This window comes from Micromonospora sp. DSM 45708 (assembly GCF_039566955.1).
GTDB lineage: Bacteria > Actinomycetota > Actinomycetes > Mycobacteriales > Micromonosporaceae > Micromonospora.
In genome coordinates this window covers 5,307,614-5,323,310 of record NZ_CP154796.1, presented here as the reverse complement: position 1 = coordinate 5,323,310, position 15,697 = coordinate 5,307,614, and the positions used below count along the sequence as shown (strand labels likewise).

The window sequence follows — 15,697 nt, the reverse complement described above, 5'->3', positions numbered from 1 at the left end:
GGTCAGGACACCTCCCGCCGCATCGTGCGGATCAGGCCGGCGACCAGCGGCACGACCATCCAGACGGCGAGCGAGACACCGAGCCGACCCCACTGCCCGGCGGTCACGTCCGGGCTGAGCAGCGGCGCCATGGTGAGCGAGGTGTCCAGCCAGCCGGCCGGCTCCCGCAGCGCCTCGATCATCGCGGACAGCACGCTCCACGCGGTCGGTAGCAGCAGGTAGGTGACGATCGCCAGCGGCGTGCTCAGCAGCAGCAGACCGAACCCGGCGCCCATCAGCACGTTCGCCACCTGGAACACCGCCGCGTACGGCAGCATCTGCCAGTCGAACGTCCAGGCGCCCGCCCCGCCGGTGGCCCGGGCGGCGAGCGTGCCGGCGGCGGCGACGGCGAGGCTGACCAGCACCGAGGCGAGCGCGGCCAGCACCACCGCGGCGAGCTTGGCGACGATCACCCGTTCCCGGCGGGGCACCAGCGCGAACGTGGTCAGCGCGGTGCGCTGGGACCACTCGCCGGTGATGGAGAGGATGCCCAGCACCGGCAGCAGCAGCCCGACCGGCAGCAGCGACGGCGCGAAGAACGCGGTGAACGTCTGCTCCGCCGCGTCGGTGACGAAGAGCTGCACCACCACGATGGCGACCGCGATCAGCCCGATGCTGATCAGCAGCCAGCGTCCGGCCCGGGTGTCGGCGAGCTTGCGCAGCTCCACCCCGGTCAGCCGGACCAGCGAGGGGCCGGCGGCCGGCCCGTGCCGCATCGGGGCGGCGGTGGGAACGGGGGTGGTGGCGGTGGTCATCGGACGGCCTCCCTGGTCGACGCGCCGGCGGTGAGGGTGAGGAAGAGCTGCTCCAGGCCGCCGCTGCCGGCCGGACGCAGTTCGGTGAGGACCAGCCCGGCGTCGGCCGCGGCCTGACCGACGGCCTCCGGCTCGGCCCGGACCACGAAGCCGCCGTCGGTGCCGACGGTGGCCGGCAGCGCGGCGCGGTCCAGGGTGAGGCGCAGGGCGTGCTGGTCCCGGGCGCGGACCAGCGTGCCGGCGCCGGCCAGCAGCTCGTCCTTGCCGCCCTGGGCGACCACCCGGCCGCCGCCGATCACCACCAGCCGGTCGGCCACCGCCTCCACCTCGCGCAGCAGGTGCGAGGAGAGCAGCACGGTGCCGCCCCGGTCGGCGTAGTCGCGCAGCAGGCCGCGCATCCAGTAGATGCCCTCCGGGTCGAGGCCGTTGGCCGGCTCGTCGAGGACCAGCACCCGGGGGTCGCCCAGCAGCGCCAGCGCCAAGCCGAGCCGCTGCCGCATGCCCAGGGAGTACGCGCCGACCCGCCGCCGCGCGGCGGTGTCGTTCAGCCCGACCAGGTCCAGCTTCGCGGCCACCTGCCCCTGGTCCGTTCCCATGGTGCGGGCGGCCAGCGTGAGCGTCTCCCGCCCGGTGCGCCCGGCGTGCTGAGCCGAGGCGTCGAGCAGGACGCCGATCTCCCGGCCCGGGTTGGGCAGCTCCCGGTAGGGCCGGCCGGCCACCGTGGCCGAGCCCGAGCTGGGCGGCGTCATCCCGCAGATCATGCGCATCGTGGTGGACTTGCCGGCGCCGTTCGGCCCGAGGAATCCGGTCACCGTGCCCGGTTCACACCGGAACGTCACATCCTCGACGGCGGTGTGCGGGCCGTACCGCTTGGTCAGGTGGTCGACTTCGATCATGCCGAGAAGCCTGCCGGGGCCACCCGGCGCTCCGCTGCGGCCGGCGGTCGCTGCCGGTACCGACCTCGGTCCACCGCAGGCGTCGACTTTGGTAGCTGGCCGCCGGTCCGGACGGCTCCCTAGCATGGAGCAGGTGAGCAGCGCTGTCGTCCCCGATCACCCCTGGCTCCTGCCGGGCTCCCTGGTGCCCGCCCGGGCCGCCCGCCGGACCCCGCGGGACTGGTTCGTCGACAGCCTGCTGTTCCTGGCCGCGCTGGGCTGGGTGCTCCTCGCGCACGACGACGCGGTGAGCGCAAGCCCGGAGTTCGCGCTCAACGCCGGGCCGAGCTGGCTCGCCGGGATCGACCTGTTCGTCGGCCTGCTCGCCGCCGGCGCGCTCTGGCTGCGTCGCCGCTGGCCGGTCGGGCTGGCGGTGGCCACCGCGCCGCTGACGCTGTTTTCGGTCACCTCCGGGGCCGCGCTGCTGGTCGTCCTGTTCACCGTGCTGGTCCACCGACCGCTGGTGGTGGGGCTGACGCTGGTCGGCTGGCATCTGGCCACCGCGCTGCCGTTCATCGTGGTCCGCCCCGACCCGGCCATGCCGTTCTGGGCCGCCGTGGCGTGGACCGTGCTGTTCATCGGCGTCGTGGTGGCCTGGGCGCTGTTCGTCCGGGCCCGCCGCCAACTGGTGCTGTCGCTGCGCGACCGGGCCGAGCGGGCCGAGGCCGAGCAGCAACTCCGGCTCGACCAGGCCCGGCAGCTCGAACGCGGCCGGATCGCCCGGGAGATGCACGACGTGCTCGCCCACCGGATCTCCCTGCTCAGCCTGCACGCCGGCGCGCTGGAGTTCCGCCCGGACGCGCCGCCGGAGGAGGTCGCCCGCGCGGCCGGGGTGATCCGGGCCAGCGCGCACGCCGCGTTGCAGGACCTGCGCGAGGTGATCGGCGTGCTGCGGGCCGAGGCGGATGCCGGGGCCACGCCGGAACGGCCGCAGCCGACGCTCGGCGACGTGCCCGCGCTGGTGGCGGAGAGTCGTGACGCCGGGGTACGCGTCAGCGTGGTGGACGAGGTGACCGAGCCGGCCGGGGTGCCGGCGGCGATCGGGCGCAGCGCGTACCGGATCGTGCAGGAAGGGCTCACCAACGCCCGCAAGCACGCCCCCGGGGCGGTGGTGACCATCCGGCTGTCCGGCGGCCCCGGCGAGGGGCTGGCGGTGGACATCCGCAACCCCTGGCCGGTGGGCGGGCCGGCCACCGCCATCCCCGGCACCGGCACCGGACTGGTGGGCGTCGCCGAGCGCGTCACGCTGGCCGGCGGGCGCGTCGACCACGGGCGGGACGCCGACGGCGACTTCCGGCTGGCCGCCTGGCTGCCCTGGGGCACCTCGTGAGCGCGATACGGGTGCTGATCGTCGACGACGACCCGCTGGTCCGGGGCGCGCTGTCGATGATCCTCGGCGGCGTACCCGACCTGGCGGTGGTGGGCGAGGCGAGCGACGGCGCCGAGGTGCCGGCGGCCGTCGCCGCGTACGCCCCGGACGTGGTGCTGATGGACATCCGGATGCCCCGGGTGGACGGGCTGGCTGCCACCGAGGCGCTGCGGTCCGCGGCGGACCCGCCCGAGGTGCTGGTGCTGACCACGTTCGACGCCGACGAGCAGGTGCTACGCGCGCTACGGGCCGGGGCGAGCGGTTTCCTGCTGAAGGACACCCCGCCGGCCGAGATCGTCGCGGCGGTACGCCGGGTCGCGGCGGGGGAGGCCACGCTGTCCCCGGCGGTGACCCGCAGGTTGATCGCGCATGTGACAGCCGCCGCGCCGGCGCCCGCCCGGGATCCCCGGCGGGAGCGGGCGGTACGGCTGCTGGGCGGGCTGTCCGAGCGGGAGCGGGAGGTCGCGCTGCTGCTCGGCCGGGGTCGGACCAACGCGGAGATCTCCGCCGAGCTGTTCATGAGCGTGGCGACCGTGAAGGCGTACGTGTCGCGGCTGCTCGCCAAGCTCGACCTGAACAACCGGGTGCAGGTGGCGCTGCTGGTCCAGGACGCCGACCTGGTCTGACGCGGTGAAGGGCACGCCCGGCTGGCGGGATTGAACTGTCGCCGGTGTCCGGCCGTACCAGTGGGCGAGGATGTGGTGCGGCCGGTCCGCCGCATCGCTGCCGAGCTGCGGGAGGCCTGCCGTGCGTGTTGGTGAGCAGTCGACGGATCCCATCGACAAGGTCCTGGGCGAGGTGCCGATGCCGGCGCCGTTGACACCCGAGGACGTCCGCCTCGCGGTCCGGGCGGTGGTGGTGCACGCCGCCGAGGAGTGGCCCGCGGGGCCGAAGTGCCGCAACGACGGGGCGGCGTTCCCCTGCCGGTTGCACCGCTGGGGGCGTCGGGTGCTGGAGACACACGGCCTCAACGAGCGCCAGATCGACGCGCTGATCCGGCACGGCAACCCGTTCGTCCACGTACCGTTCCCGTTCGTGCTGACCGGCCCGTCGGCGGTCCGACCGGCTGTCCAGGCGGCCCGTCCGGGCGCGGCGCAGACTGCCCGGCCGGGCGCGGGTCAGGCTGCCCGGCCGGGCGCGGCCCCGGCCGCCCGCCCGGTCGCCGGCCAGGCGCGTGGCCCGGTCCCGCGGGTCGTCACGCCGCCGGTGCGGCCCGGCGTCGGGCGGTCGGCCCCGGCGGCCCGGCCGCGCTGGCCCCGGGCGAGCTGACCTCCGGGTACCGGTCGCGGTCGGCGTGCCGTCGGCCGCGACCCGTGTCCGGGCGGCGGCCCGCCGCGGAGCGCCCCCCGACCTCCGCGCGGGCCTTCCGGACGGCGGCCCGGCGCGGGGAGCCCCCACCCCCCGCGTCGGGCCGCCGTGCGTCCGGATCAGTCGATTCCGCAGTCCGGGGCGGACCAGTCGGTGGTGTTGGCTGACCCGTCCTTGTTGTTCTCCTTGCGTGAGTCCACGTGCACGTGGTCGCCGTGGTCCGGGTAGCCGGGGCCGTAGATGCCGCTGAAGCCCTGGTCGCGGGCCGACCGGGCGACCTGACAGAGGGTCCGGTTCCGGGAGGTCAGATCGGCCGCGCCGCCGTACAGGTGCTGGCTGTTCGAGGCGCCGCCGACCTGCCGGTTGCAGGCGATGCTGCGGAAGCCGCTGGTGACGGTGAGTGGCTTGTCGCCCAGGCTGCGTCGCAGCGCCTCCAGCTTCCACATGGCGCGTAGCGCGTTCTCCCGGGTGGCGGACGGCGAGAGCGGGCCCCCGCTCCACCCGCCCTTGCCGCAGCCGTTGTCCAGCTCGCGGTAGCTGAAGTGCTTCGGGGTGCAGTCGTCGTCCTGGAGGTCGTAGATCTTGGCGAAGGTCTGCGGCCCGGCGACGCCGTCGGCCCGCAGTCCGTACGCGGACTGGAAGCGCTTGACCGCGGTGGCCGTCTCCGGGCCGTACCTGCCGTCGACCCGGACGATCCCGGCGTACCCGGCCCAGCCGGCCACCCGCACCTGGAGCTGCCGGACGTCGGTGCCCGAGCTGCCCGACGACAGGGTGCGGGGCCAGGTGTAGCAGCCGTCGGCGTGGGCCGGTGGCGCGGCGACGACGGTCGCGACGGCGGCCCCGGGCAGGGCCAGCGCGAACGCGACGGCCGCCCGTTTCAGGGTGTTGACGCGCACAGGAGTCCTCCGATGAGAGCGTGGAACCGGGTCCGGACGGGCACGTCGGCCGGTACGTCCCGTCCTTCTCACCGTGACAGTCGCCGGGGCATTTCGTGGTGGTTGGCGGAAATTGTTCTCACATTCGGTCGTGGTCGGAGGGGCGCGGTAACGTCTGCTCGCGGGCCCGGTGCCGACACCGGGCGGCGACCTCGCGCGGGGAGGTGCGGCGTTGGCGCGTGGCGGCGTGTTCTGCGTCGAGGGGCAGTGGCACCGCGACCTCAACGAGCGCGGGTCCGTCCTGCCCACGCTCGACCTGCTCGAACGGCTGGGCCGGATCCGCTACATCCACAAGGACGCCGCCACCCGGGACGAGCTGTTCTACTTCCTCGACCGCTGGCTGCTCAAGCAGTACGCGGACCACCGCGTCGGCTTCTTCGCCATGCACGGCGAGCCGAGTCGGCTCTGCCTCACCGACTGGGACTCGGTCGAGCTGTCCGACGTGGCCGAGCGGATGGCCGGCCGCGCCGACGGGCGCCGCCTCTACTTCGGCAGCTGCTCGGTGCTGCGCGCCTCCGACGCCACGCTCCGCGGCTTCCTCGAGGTCACCGGCGCGGCGTTGATCTGCGGCTTCACCCGCGACGTGGACTGGGTCGAGTCGGCCGCGTTCGAGACCGTGCTGCTCGACGTGCTGGCCAACGGGCAGCGGCACAACGCCGCCGAGCTGCGGATGGGCTCGGCGCACTGGGCGCCGCTCGCGGCGTACCTCGGGTTCCGGGTGATCTACGCCAACGGCCGTGCCTGGCGGCCCACCGCGCGCCCGCGCGTGCCGGAGCAGCTCTCCCCGCGCCGGGCCGCCGGCCGCCCGCGCTGAGATCCGGCCGCCGGCCTGGTAGAACCGAGGCATGCCACGCAGCATCGCGCGCAACACCCGGGTCGACCGGGACGCCCTGACCGAGTTCCTCCGCCCCCGGCACCGCGTCGTGCTGATGACCACCCGGGCCGACGGCCGCCCGCAGTCCTCCCCGGTCTCCTGCGGCGTCGACGCCGAGGGCCGGCTGGTCATCTCCACCTACCCCGAGCGGGCCAAGGTGACGAACATCCGTCGCGACCCCCGCGTCTCCGCCTGCGTGCTCTCCGACGACTGGAACGGCCCGTGGGTGCAGGTCGACGGCGTGGCCGAGGTGCTCGACCTGCCGGCGGCGCTGGAACCGCTGGTGGACTACTTCCGCAGCATCTCCGGCGAGCACCCGAACTGGGACGAGTACCGGGCCGCCATGGTCGCGCAGGGCAAGTCGCTGATCCGGGTCACCATCTCCTCCTGGGGCCCGATCGCCACCGGCGGGTTCCCGGCCCGGCTCGCGGACTGATCAGTACGCGGCGGTGAACCGCGCGTTGCCGAACCGGGGGTTCTCGATCTCGTCGACGATCGCCACCGCGAGGTCCTCGTAGGTGAGCACCGAGCGGCCCTGCGCGTCGGTCACCGGATGGTCGGTGCCGGTGCGGTAGTGCCCGGTCCGCTCCCCGGGGTGGAACTCCAGCGGCGGCGGGGAGACGTACGTCCAGGTCACCCCGTCGGCCGAGGAACGGTAGAACTCCAGCGCGTCGGCCTGACCGTGTGCCGAGTCGCGGTACTCGGCGGGGAAGTCCGGCTCGTCCAGGAACCGGGTGCCCTTCGGGGTGAGCAGCGTCGCGCCACCGCCGACGTGGATCACCCGGGGTGGGACGGGCAGGTCACGCAGCGCGTCCACGAGCGTCCGCGCGGCGTCGCGCCAGAGATCGCGCTCGCCGCCGCCGATGGCCACCACCAGCACGTCCGCGTCCTCGGCCAGTTCGCGTACGCTCCGCGCCGAGGTCGCGTCGCCGGTCACCGTGCGTACGCCCGGTGGCAGGTAGCCGACCGCCTCCGGCCGGCGGACCGCGGCCGTGACCCGGTGCCCCCGCTCGGCCGCCTCGGCGGCGATCCGGGAGCCCGCCGTCCCGCCGGCGCCGAACACGACGATGTTGCTCATGCCTCACAGGCTAGGCAGCGGGCCGCCGGCCGGGTGCCGTTCCGCCGAACCCGGTCAGTCGACCAGCGCGGAGTAGACGAGCTGGCGCAACTGGCTGCGCAGCGGGTACGTGCTCGACGGCATGAGCTGGGCAAACAGCAGCGCGGTGACCTCCTCCACCGGGTCCACCCAGAACGCGGTGCTGGCCAGGCCGCCCCAGTAGAACTCGCCGACGCTGCTGGGCACCCGCGCCGGCACCGGGTCGAGCACCACCGCGAAGCCCAGCCCGAAGCCGATCCCGTCGAGCACGGTCTCGGAGAACCCCTCCGGGGAGAACGAGGCGAGGTCCCGGCCGCCGGGCAGGTGGTTGCGGGTCATGAAGCGGACCGTGCGGGGGCCGAGCAGGCGCACCCCGTCCAACTCGCCGCCGCGCAGCAGGAACTGGGTGAAGCGGTGGTAGTCGGCGGCGGTGGAGACCAGCCCACCGCCGCCGGAGTGCCAGCCCGGCTCCGCCAGCGCGGCCCGGCCGACGCCGTCGGCGCGTACCGCCTGACCGGTGGCCGGGTGCGGGGCGTAGAGCGCGGCCAGCCGCTCGGCGTCCGCCGCGTCGACCCACCAGCGGGTGTCGGCCATCCCGAGCGGACGCAGGATCCGCTCGGTGAAGAACGCGTCCAGCGACTGCCCGGAGACCACCTCGACCAGGCGGCCCAGCACGTCGGTGGAGACGCCGTAGTTCCAGCTCGTGCCGGGCTGGAAGAGCAGCGGCAGCTCGGCCAGGCCGGCTGAGGCCGCGGCGAGGTCCGCGCCGGCCGGCACGCCCAGGTCGAAGCCGGCCGCCCGGTAGAGGCCGTCGACCACCGAGACCTGGGCGAAGCCGTACGTCAGGCCGGCCGTGTGGGTGAGCAGGTGCCAGATCCGGATCGGCTCGGTCGCCGCCACGGTGTACGGCTTGAGCACCGAACCCCGGTCGTAGACCCGCATGTCGGCGAACTCGGGCAGCCACCGGCTGACCGGGTCGGTCAGCTCGAACCGGCCCTGCTCCCAGAGCATCATCGCGGCGACCGAGGTGATCGGCTTGGTCATCGAGTAGATGCGCCAGAGCGTGTCCGCCTCGACCGGCGTGCCGGCCTCCCGGTCGCGCAGCCCGTACGTGGCCGAGTGCGCGATCTCGCCCCGGCGGGTGACCACGACCTGCCAGCCGGCGAGCCGGCCGTCGTCGACGTAGCGGGCGAAGTGCTCGTCGATCCGCGCCAGCCGGGCGGGATCGAAGCCGACACGGCCGGGGTCGGTGCTCACTGCGACGCTCATCCCCGCGAACCTACCCGCCGGTACGGCGGGCCGGAAGTGTCGGCCGACCACACTAGTGTCGGCGGCATGCCGGAGATCGTCGAGGACGTCACCTACCGCCAGCAGGACTGGTACGCGGAAGAGCTGGTCGATCGGCACTTCACGCGCTGCGAGTTCTTCGACGTCGACCTCACCGAGGCGGTCAGCCGGGGCGCGGTGTTCACCGAGTGCGTCTTCGGCACCGTGGCGTTCAACGCCTCCCGACACATCGACTCGGCGTTCACCCGCTGCACGTTCACCCGGTGCAACCTGTTCGAGGCGGAGTTCACCGGCTGCAAGCTGGTCGGCAGCAGCTTCGACCGGTGCGACCTGCGCCCGCTGCGGGTCGACCGCGGCGACTGGTCGTTCGTCGCGCTGCCCGGCGCCGACCTGCGCGGGGCGCGCATCACCGACGTCCGGATGCGCGAGGCCGACCTGACCGGCGCCGACCTCACCGGCGCGGTGCTCACCGGCGTCGACCTGTCCGGCGCCCAGCTTCACGCCACCAAGCTGACCCGCGCCGACCTGCGCGGCAGCGACCTGTCCGCGCTCGACCCCACTGCGGTGGAGCGGGCCGGGGCACGGGTCGACGTCGAGCAGGCAGTCGCGCTGGCCCAGGCGCTCGGCTTCCAGGTCGGCTGAGCCGGCCGGCTCCCGGCTTCCGCCGCCCCTGCCCCTGCCCGGCTTCTGCCCCCACCCTGCCCTGGCTTTCGCCGCGGTCCCTGCCCCGGCTCCCGCCGCCACCCCTGCCCCGTCGGGCCGGCGTCCGGGCCTACCTCCACCGTTACGCTGCGTTGCACCTTGTCTGGGAAGACTCCGTCACAGCGATATACCGCTTAGTCATATTTATGGGTCTTGTGACGTGTTTGTGGGTGGTTGGGCGCGTCGTTGATGGCGCACGCCGTTGTCCTGCCTAGGTTCTGGCTTGTCGAAGGTCAGAACTGAGTGGGCGGGGCAACGGCGTGCGTTCGGTAAGGGTATGGGCTCGGTTGTTCGGGGTCGAGCAGGCGGTGGTGGAGGGTGTCGAGTTCGATGCGGTCGAGCAGGTGGTGGTGGCTCGGGTGCGGGTGGCTCGGGGTGCTCGGCGGCGGTGTCCGTTTTGCCGGCGGCGGTGTCCTGGTTATGACGCGGGGGTGCGTCGGCGGTGGCGGGCGTTGGATCTGGGGGTGGTGCGGGCGGTGATCGAGGCCGATGCGCCGCGGGTGTCGTGTCGGGTGCATGGGGTGGTGGTCGCGGCGGTGCCGTGGGCCAGGCATGGGGCGGGGCATACCCGGGCGTTCGATCAGGCGGTGGCGTGGTTGGCGGTGCACGCGGCGAAGTCGGTGGTGTCGCGGTTGATGCGGATCAGTTGGCGCACGGTGGGTGCGATCATCGCGCGGGTGTGGGCTGATAGCGGCGCAGCGGTGGATCGCCTCGACGGGTTACGTCGTATCGGTATCGACGAGGTCAGCTACAAGAAAGGCCACCGGTATCTGAGCGTGGTGGTGGATCACGACACCGGCCGGCTGGTGTGGGCCGCTGCGGGCAAGAGCGCGGCTACGTTGCACGAGTTCTTCGACCTGCTCGGACCCGAGCGGGCAGCCGCGATCACCCACGTGTCGGCTGACGGCGCGGACTGGATCACCACCGTGGTGCGCCGTCGTTGCCCGAACGCGGTGCGCTGCGCCGACCCGTTCCACGTCGTGGCCTGGGCCAGCGACGCCGTGGACCGAGTCCGCCGGCAGGTATGGAACGCCGCCGCCGGTCGGGGAACAGGCCGTCGCGGTGTCGCCGTCGGCGAAGCGCGGCTGGTGAAGAACACCCGCTGGGCGTTGTGGAAGAACCCGGACAACCTCACCGGCGCACAACGGGCCACCCTCGACTGGATCGCCAAGAACCACCCCCGCCTACACCGAGCCTGGGCCCTCAAAGAAGGCCTGCGCTACGTGTTCACCCTGGCCAAAACCAGCCCCACCACAGCGGTCCAAGCCCTCGACCAATGGATCGGCTGGGCCCGCCGCAGCCGCATCGACATCTTCGTCGACCTGCAACGCCGCGTGGTCCGCCACCGCGACGCCATCATCGCCTCGCTCGAACACGGCCTGTCCAACGGCCGCATCGAATCCGTCAATGCCAAGATCCGCCTCATCACCCGGATGGCCTTCGGCTTCCACTCACCCCACGCCCTCATCGCCCTAGCCCTACTCAGCCTCGGCGGCCACCGCCCCCAACTCCCCAACCGATGACCCACACATCCAGCACAAAATCCATATTTATGACCCAGCGGTATATCGCTTCTCGTTCGGTCCTTCTCCGGGACCGACACGCCCGAGGCGGTGGCGGCGAAATTGGTTCGTGTCGACGGCTTCTCGGAGATCGAAGCGTGTGTCATCCTGCCCTGCGGCGAGCCGCGGTGTCCGCCGGCTCCGGCGGCCGAGGGAGGGGCGGTGGCTGAGGAGGAACTGACGCAGTCCGGGGTGCGGGTCGGAGGTTGGCTGCCCGCCGTACCGGCCGAGCCCGTCGTCGCCACGCCGCAACCGCACACTGGTCCGCGTCGCCTTGCCGGCGATCCGGACGTCGGCGCGGGGGAACCGGCCAGCCCGGACCTTTCCCGGGCTGACGATGCCGTATCAGCGCCGGCCGGGCCCGCGTTGGTCGGTTCCGCGCCCGATGGGCCTGCGCCTGGCCCGGTCCCGCCGGTCGGACACGCGCCGGCCGCGCACTGGCCGAGCAGGCCCCAGCCGGGCGGACCCCAGCCGGGTGGACCCCAGTCGGGCGGACCCCAGTCGGGCGGACCCCAGTCGGGCGGACCCCAGTCGGGCGGACCCCAGTCGGGCGGACCCCAGTCGGGCGGCCCCCAGCCGGGCGGACCCTGGTCGGGTGGACCCCAGCCGGGCGGGCCCTGGTCGGGTGGACCCCAGCCGGGCGGACCCCAGCCGGGCGGCCCCCAGCCGGGCGGGCCCTGGTCGGGCGGACCCCAGTCGGGCGGGCTCGGTCCGGTTGAACTCGGGCCGGCTGGGCCGGTGCCGCTTCGGCCGCCGGCCCGGCCGGATCGTGCCGCCTGGCGGGCGCGGGACGGCCGACGGTCGGCGGGTGGGGGCCCTTTCGAGGACGGGATGTCGGCGGTGGCCGGCCGGCACACCGCACCGGAGAGCCTCCGCACCCGGCTCGCCGGTCTGGCCGGTCCGTTCGCGGTCCGGTTGCGCGGGGCGTCTGCCCGCCCGGTGACGGCGCGGCCCGCGTCCGAGACCGGGGCCATCCGGGTCGCTGCGGCCCGGGCTCGTCGCCGGCGCCGGCGGACCGTGCTGGCCACCGTCGCGCTGACCGCCTCGGTGGTGGCGCTGGCGTACTCGGCCCGGTCGCCGGCACCGCCCGAGAGCGGACGGGCCGTGCCGGCCGCCGGGCCGACGACGCCGGCGCCCGCGCCGACCGCGGCGCCCCCCACGGTCGTGCCGGTCACCGGCGACCCGGTGCTGCCCGGCGATCCGCTGCTCGGGGTGGATCAGCAACCGGTGCCGCCCGCGGTGTCGCTCACCCTGCTCGGCACGCGGGACTGGCGGCACTGGGGCGGCGCGGGCGCGGACAGCGTCCAGCGTAAGCAGCGCGGCACCGGCGAGATCGAGGACCCGGGCGGCGACCGGCTGGAGCACAACGCCGGCGTCTCGGGCCTGAGCTGGACGGACGGCACCCCGACGGCGCGGCAGGAGGGCACCCGGACGGGCGTCTTCCAGCGCGGTGCCGGCAAGACCTTCACGCTCGGCGTGGCCGGCAGCGGGGACCTGCGGACCGTCCGGCTGTTCGTCGGTGTGTTCTCGGCCGGGGCCCGGCTCGACGTCTCGCTCTCCGGCGGTGGCGATCCGGCCGTCCGGGAGGTGGCCATGGCCCAGGGCGACCGCTTCTACCAGTACGTCGTCCACTTCCGGGCGCCCCGCGGCCAGCGGCTGCTGATCACCTGGCGAGCGCTCGCCGTGACCGGCGGGCAGAACGACGGGGTGTCCCTGGAAGCGATCACGGTAAGCTGACCGACCCCGTGGCTGGACGGCGACGGGTCCGTTCTGCTACCACTTGGTAACGAACGGGAAACGCCCGTCGGCTCACATATGGCGCAAACGGCCGGCCGATGACACCGTGAAGCCCGTCGCGCTCCGGTCGCTTCCGGCGGCGCCGCGCCAGACGAAGCGGAGGGTGTGGTGGGCGAGGGGGACCGTTCGCGAACCGGCTCCGGCTCGCATCGGGAGGGCCGCCCGCGTACCCGGTCCGCGCTCCGTCGGCTGCGGCGCCGGCGACGGATGGCGCTGGAGGGCCTGGCCGCGTTCCTCTGCCTGGCGGCGCTGGTGGCCTACCTCGGCGCCGAGCGGCACGACGCGCCGCGTGAGGAGAGCGCGGTCCTGCCGGCGGCACCGACCGGCCGGGTCGGGCTGCCGAGCGAAGCCGACGGCGCGGTCGCCACCCCCGGGCTGCGGCCCCGGCAGCGCCCGCCGTCCCCGAGCCCCGCACCGTCCACGGTGGCGCCGTCCACAGTGGCGCCACCGACTGTCGCGGTCAGCCGTGCCGAGGTGCCCGCCTCGGTCGACCTCACCGCCGTCGGCACCGTCGACTGGGTCCACTGGGGGCTGCTCGGCGGCGACCGCACCGTCCGCAAGCGGGGCGGCTCCGGGGAGATCCGGGACGAGGGCGGTCGGGGCAGGCGGGAGAGCTACAGCAACAACCCCGAGGCGTACGCCTGGCGCGACGGCGCGCCGGTGGCCTCGGCCAGCGGCACCATGTCCGGGGTCTACACCTGTGACCGGGGCAGCGGTTTCCGCCTCGCGGTGACCGGCGACGGGCAGTCGCGCACCGTGCACCTCTTCGCCGGGCTCTGGATGGCCCGCGGCCGGCTCGACGTGCGGATCGCCGACGGCCCGGTCAGCACGCTCCGGATGGAGGACCCGCACACCGCGCTGACGGCCGACTTCACGGTCCGGTTCCGCGCGCCGCGCGGCGCGAAGCTGCTGCTGAACTGGACCGTGGAGGAGTCCCTCGGGCAGTGCGGCAACGTCAGCCTCCAGGCCGTCGCGCTGCGCTGACCGCGTTCACCTCCCGGATGCGGGCCGCGCACGGCCGGACCGTCGGGACAGTTTGTCCGTCGCGCGCCGGGCCGACCGTCGTACCTTCTCCGATGTCCCCGTCCGTCCATCCTTTGTGGAGGCCCACCCGATGAGCCGCCCCGCGCCTCTCGCCCCTGCCCGCCAGTCCTCCGATCGCGGCGTGCTGCGGGACATCCCCCTGCCGCCGTACGTGACGGTGGAGGACGTCCAGTTCGCGGTGCGCGCGGTGGTGGTGCACGCGCCACGGACCTGGTCGGGCGGGACGATCTGCCGCAACGACGCCAGCCCGCACCCGTGCCGGCTGCACCGCTGGGGCCGGCGGGTGCTCACGCTGCGCGGGCTGCCGCCGGCCGAGATCGACGCGCTGGTCGAGCGGGGCGACCCCGCTGCCGCCCCGCGCCCGTACCGGCCCGGCGCCTGATCGCACCGGGCCGGCGCGGGCCGGTCAGCAGAGCGCCGGCTTGACCCAGGAGCACTCCCGTCCCTCCGGCACCCGTGGTGAGTCCGGCGCGGTCGGCACGGCCCGCCGGGCGGTCGCCGTCTCCTTCTCGGTGTACGTGGCCAGCGCGATCGCGATCTGGTCCTCCAGCCCCTTGACCGACGAGGTCAGGTAGTTGTTGAGCACGATCGAGAAGGCCAGCAGCCGGCCGTCGGCGTCGGTGACGTAGCCGGAGAGACCGGACGCGCCGGTCAGGCTGCCGGTCTTGGCGTGCACGTTGTTCGCGGCGGCGGTGCCCGCCATCCGGCTGCGCAGCGTCCCGCCCACCAGCCGGTCGGTGTTGCCGGCCACCGGCAGCGCGGCGTACCAGGTGTCGAACCAGGGCTCGGCACGCACCGCGGCGAGCAGCGTCACGAACTGGGCGGGCGGGATCAGGTTGCGCCGGGACAGGCCGGAGCCGTCACGCTGGCGCAGCGTTCCGGTGTCCACCCCGGCGTCGCCGACGTACTCGCCGATCGCGGCCAGGCCGGCGGGCCAGGTGCCGGAGCCGGAGAGCACCCGGCCCAGCTCCTTGGTGAGCACCTCGGCGTGCCCGTTGTTGGAGAGCTTGAGGAACGGCACCATGAGGTCGGCCAGTGGCATCGAGTCGTGCCGCGCCAACGGCCGGGCGGTGTCCGGGGTGGCCGTCCCGAGCACGGTCCGACCGAGGACCCGTACGCCGTGCCGGCGCAACGCGGTGCGGAAGATGTCGGCGGCGTACCCGGTGGGTTCCCAGACCGTCACCCAGTCGCTCTCGGTGGTCTGACCGACCGCGATCTGGCCGGTCACCACGATGGTGTTGCTTCCGTGCTCCCGCTCGACGGAGACGGTGGTTTCGCCGCCGGTGACCGTCTCGGCCTGGTTGTCGATGTGCAGCCAGCCGTTGTCGGGGGTCATCGAGATTTTCGGTCGGACGCCGGCCCGCGTGCCCGGCGCGACGTCGACGATCACGGTGCCGGCGTCGTAGTCGGTGTCCGGCGCGACGGTCAGCGCGGACACCTGCGCGGCGTAGTAGTAGGGCTCGTCGTCCCAGGTCCAGTCCGGACCGAGCCGGGTGCGGTCGTAGCGGGTGTCGTCCGCGACCAGGTCACCGGTCACCACCCGTACGCCGGCGGCGGCGACCTGCGCGGCGAGCCGGTCGTAGTCCGCCGCGAGCATGGTCGGGTCACCGCCGCCGCGCAGGTAGAGGTCGCCGGAGAGCAACCCGGCGCGGCGCGGCCCGTCGGCGCTGACGTCGGTGGTGAAGCGGTGCCCCGGGCCGAGCAGCTCCATCGCCGCCGTCGAGGTGAGCAGCTTGGTGTTGGAGGCGGGGACGAGTCGCCGGGTGGAGTTGCGGTCGTAGAGCGTGCGGCCGGTGGTGGTGTCGACCACGACCACGCCGGCCTGCGCACCGTCGAGCCGGCTGTCCGCGAGGATCGCGTCGATTGTCGCGTGCAGCCGGGTCTGCGCCGGGGTGGGCGCGTCGGCCGTGGCGGTGGTGGTGCCGGCGGTGGCCGCGGTGGCGACCAGCACCAGCGCCGCGAGCGCCCGGGGAAAGAGACGACGATGCATGTGC

16 protein-coding genes are annotated in these 15,697 nt (G+C 74.3%); 10 read left to right on the top strand and 6 right to left on the bottom strand.

Translation table 11 applies throughout. From position 1 onward, the window contains the following. Positions 1-2: 2 nt before the first annotated feature. Positions 3-794 (bottom strand): ABC transporter permease, encoded by a 792-nt coding sequence (locus VKK44_RS22780; RefSeq protein ID WP_458351555.1) that lies wholly within the window; start codon positions 792-794, stop codon positions 3-5. Further along, on the bottom strand, positions 791-1,690 hold the full coding sequence (locus VKK44_RS22775; RefSeq protein WP_343443255.1) for an ABC transporter ATP-binding protein: 900 nt from the start codon (positions 1,688-1,690) through the stop codon (positions 791-793). The genes VKK44_RS22780 and VKK44_RS22775 overlap by 4 nt, the downstream gene beginning before the upstream one ends. A 133-nt stretch (positions 1,691-1,823) precedes the next feature. Between VKK44_RS22775 and VKK44_RS22770 the strand changes: the two genes are divergently transcribed. The 3 genes from VKK44_RS22770 to VKK44_RS22760 all read left to right on the top strand — a co-directional run bounded on the left by VKK44_RS22770 (position 1,824) and on the right by VKK44_RS22760 (position 4,367). Next, positions 1,824-3,059, top strand: coding sequence for a sensor histidine kinase (locus VKK44_RS22770; RefSeq protein WP_343443254.1), 1,236 nt, complete (start codon positions 1,824-1,826; stop codon positions 3,057-3,059). Beyond that, positions 3,035-3,724, top strand: a complete 690-nt coding sequence (locus tag VKK44_RS22765; RefSeq protein WP_458351683.1) for a response regulator — start codon at positions 3,035-3,037, stop codon at positions 3,722-3,724. The genes VKK44_RS22770 and VKK44_RS22765 overlap by 25 nt, the downstream gene beginning before the upstream one ends. 121 nt (positions 3,725-3,845) lie before the next feature. Next, positions 3,846-4,367 carry a hypothetical protein gene (locus VKK44_RS22760; protein ID WP_343443253.1) on the top strand — a complete coding sequence of 174 codons (522 nt, stop codon included), beginning with the start codon at positions 3,846-3,848 and terminating at the stop codon, positions 4,365-4,367. A 158-nt stretch (positions 4,368-4,525) separates the two neighbouring features. On the opposite strand, the gene VKK44_RS22755 is transcribed toward VKK44_RS22760, so the two are convergent. Further along, positions 4,526-5,302, bottom strand: coding sequence for a D-Ala-D-Ala carboxypeptidase family metallohydrolase (locus tag VKK44_RS22755; RefSeq protein ID WP_343443252.1), 777 nt, complete (start codon positions 5,300-5,302; stop codon positions 4,526-4,528). A gap of 211 nt (positions 5,303-5,513) precedes the next feature. Here VKK44_RS22755 and VKK44_RS22750 point away from each other — a divergent pair, with 211 nt between their 5' ends. Together VKK44_RS22750 and VKK44_RS22745 are read left to right on the top strand one after the other, a co-directional pair. After that, on the top strand, positions 5,514-6,155 hold the full coding sequence (locus VKK44_RS22750; RefSeq protein ID WP_343443251.1) for a DUF6642 family protein: 642 nt from the start codon (positions 5,514-5,516) through the stop codon (positions 6,153-6,155). Positions 6,156-6,186: 31 nt separating this feature from the next. Further along, positions 6,187-6,651, top strand: a complete 465-nt coding sequence (locus VKK44_RS22745; protein WP_343443250.1) for a PPOX class F420-dependent oxidoreductase — start codon at positions 6,187-6,189, stop codon at positions 6,649-6,651. Here the strand turns inward: VKK44_RS22745 and VKK44_RS22740 are convergent, their stop codons facing one another. Beyond that, complete coding sequence (locus tag VKK44_RS22740) at positions 6,652-7,293, bottom strand: NAD(P)-dependent oxidoreductase (RefSeq protein ID WP_343443249.1); 642 nt, start codon at positions 7,291-7,293, stop codon at positions 6,652-6,654. A 54-nt stretch (positions 7,294-7,347) separates the two neighbouring features. Next, entirely contained in the window at positions 7,348-8,580 is a 1,233-nt protein-coding gene (locus VKK44_RS22735) for a serine hydrolase domain-containing protein (RefSeq protein ID WP_343443248.1), read from the bottom strand. 66 nt (positions 8,581-8,646) lie between these two features. Between VKK44_RS22735 and VKK44_RS22730 the strand changes: the two genes are divergently transcribed. The 5 genes from VKK44_RS22730 to VKK44_RS22710 all read left to right on the top strand — a co-directional run bounded on the left by VKK44_RS22730 (position 8,647) and on the right by VKK44_RS22710 (position 14,085). Then, the gene (locus VKK44_RS22730; RefSeq protein WP_343443247.1) at positions 8,647-9,240 is read left to right on the top strand and encodes a pentapeptide repeat-containing protein; all 594 of its coding nucleotides are present in this window, start codon (positions 8,647-8,649) and stop codon (positions 9,238-9,240) included. Positions 9,241-9,560: 320 nt separating this feature from the next. Continuing rightward, positions 9,561-10,823 (top strand): ISL3 family transposase, encoded by a 1,263-nt coding sequence (locus VKK44_RS22725; RefSeq protein ID WP_343442779.1) that lies wholly within the window; start codon positions 9,561-9,563, stop codon positions 10,821-10,823. A gap of 870 nt (positions 10,824-11,693) precedes the next feature. Continuing rightward, entirely contained in the window at positions 11,694-12,599 is a 906-nt protein-coding gene (locus VKK44_RS22720; protein WP_343443246.1) for a hypothetical protein, read from the top strand. A gap of 168 nt (positions 12,600-12,767) precedes the next feature. Then, positions 12,768-13,643, top strand: coding sequence for a hypothetical protein (locus VKK44_RS22715; RefSeq protein WP_343443245.1), 876 nt, complete (start codon positions 12,768-12,770; stop codon positions 13,641-13,643). A gap of 181 nt (positions 13,644-13,824) precedes the next feature. Continuing rightward, positions 13,825-14,085 carry a hypothetical protein gene (locus VKK44_RS22710; RefSeq protein WP_343443244.1) on the top strand — a complete coding sequence of 87 codons (261 nt, stop codon included), beginning with the start codon at positions 13,825-13,827 and terminating at the stop codon, positions 14,083-14,085. Positions 14,086-14,109: 24 nt separating this feature from the next. Here VKK44_RS22710 and dacB read toward each other — a convergent pair whose 3' ends face one another. Next, positions 14,110-15,693, bottom strand: coding sequence for a D-alanyl-D-alanine carboxypeptidase/D-alanyl-D-alanine endopeptidase (gene dacB / locus VKK44_RS22705; protein ID WP_343443243.1), 1,584 nt, complete (start codon positions 15,691-15,693; stop codon positions 14,110-14,112). Positions 15,694-15,697 lie beyond the last annotated feature (4 nt).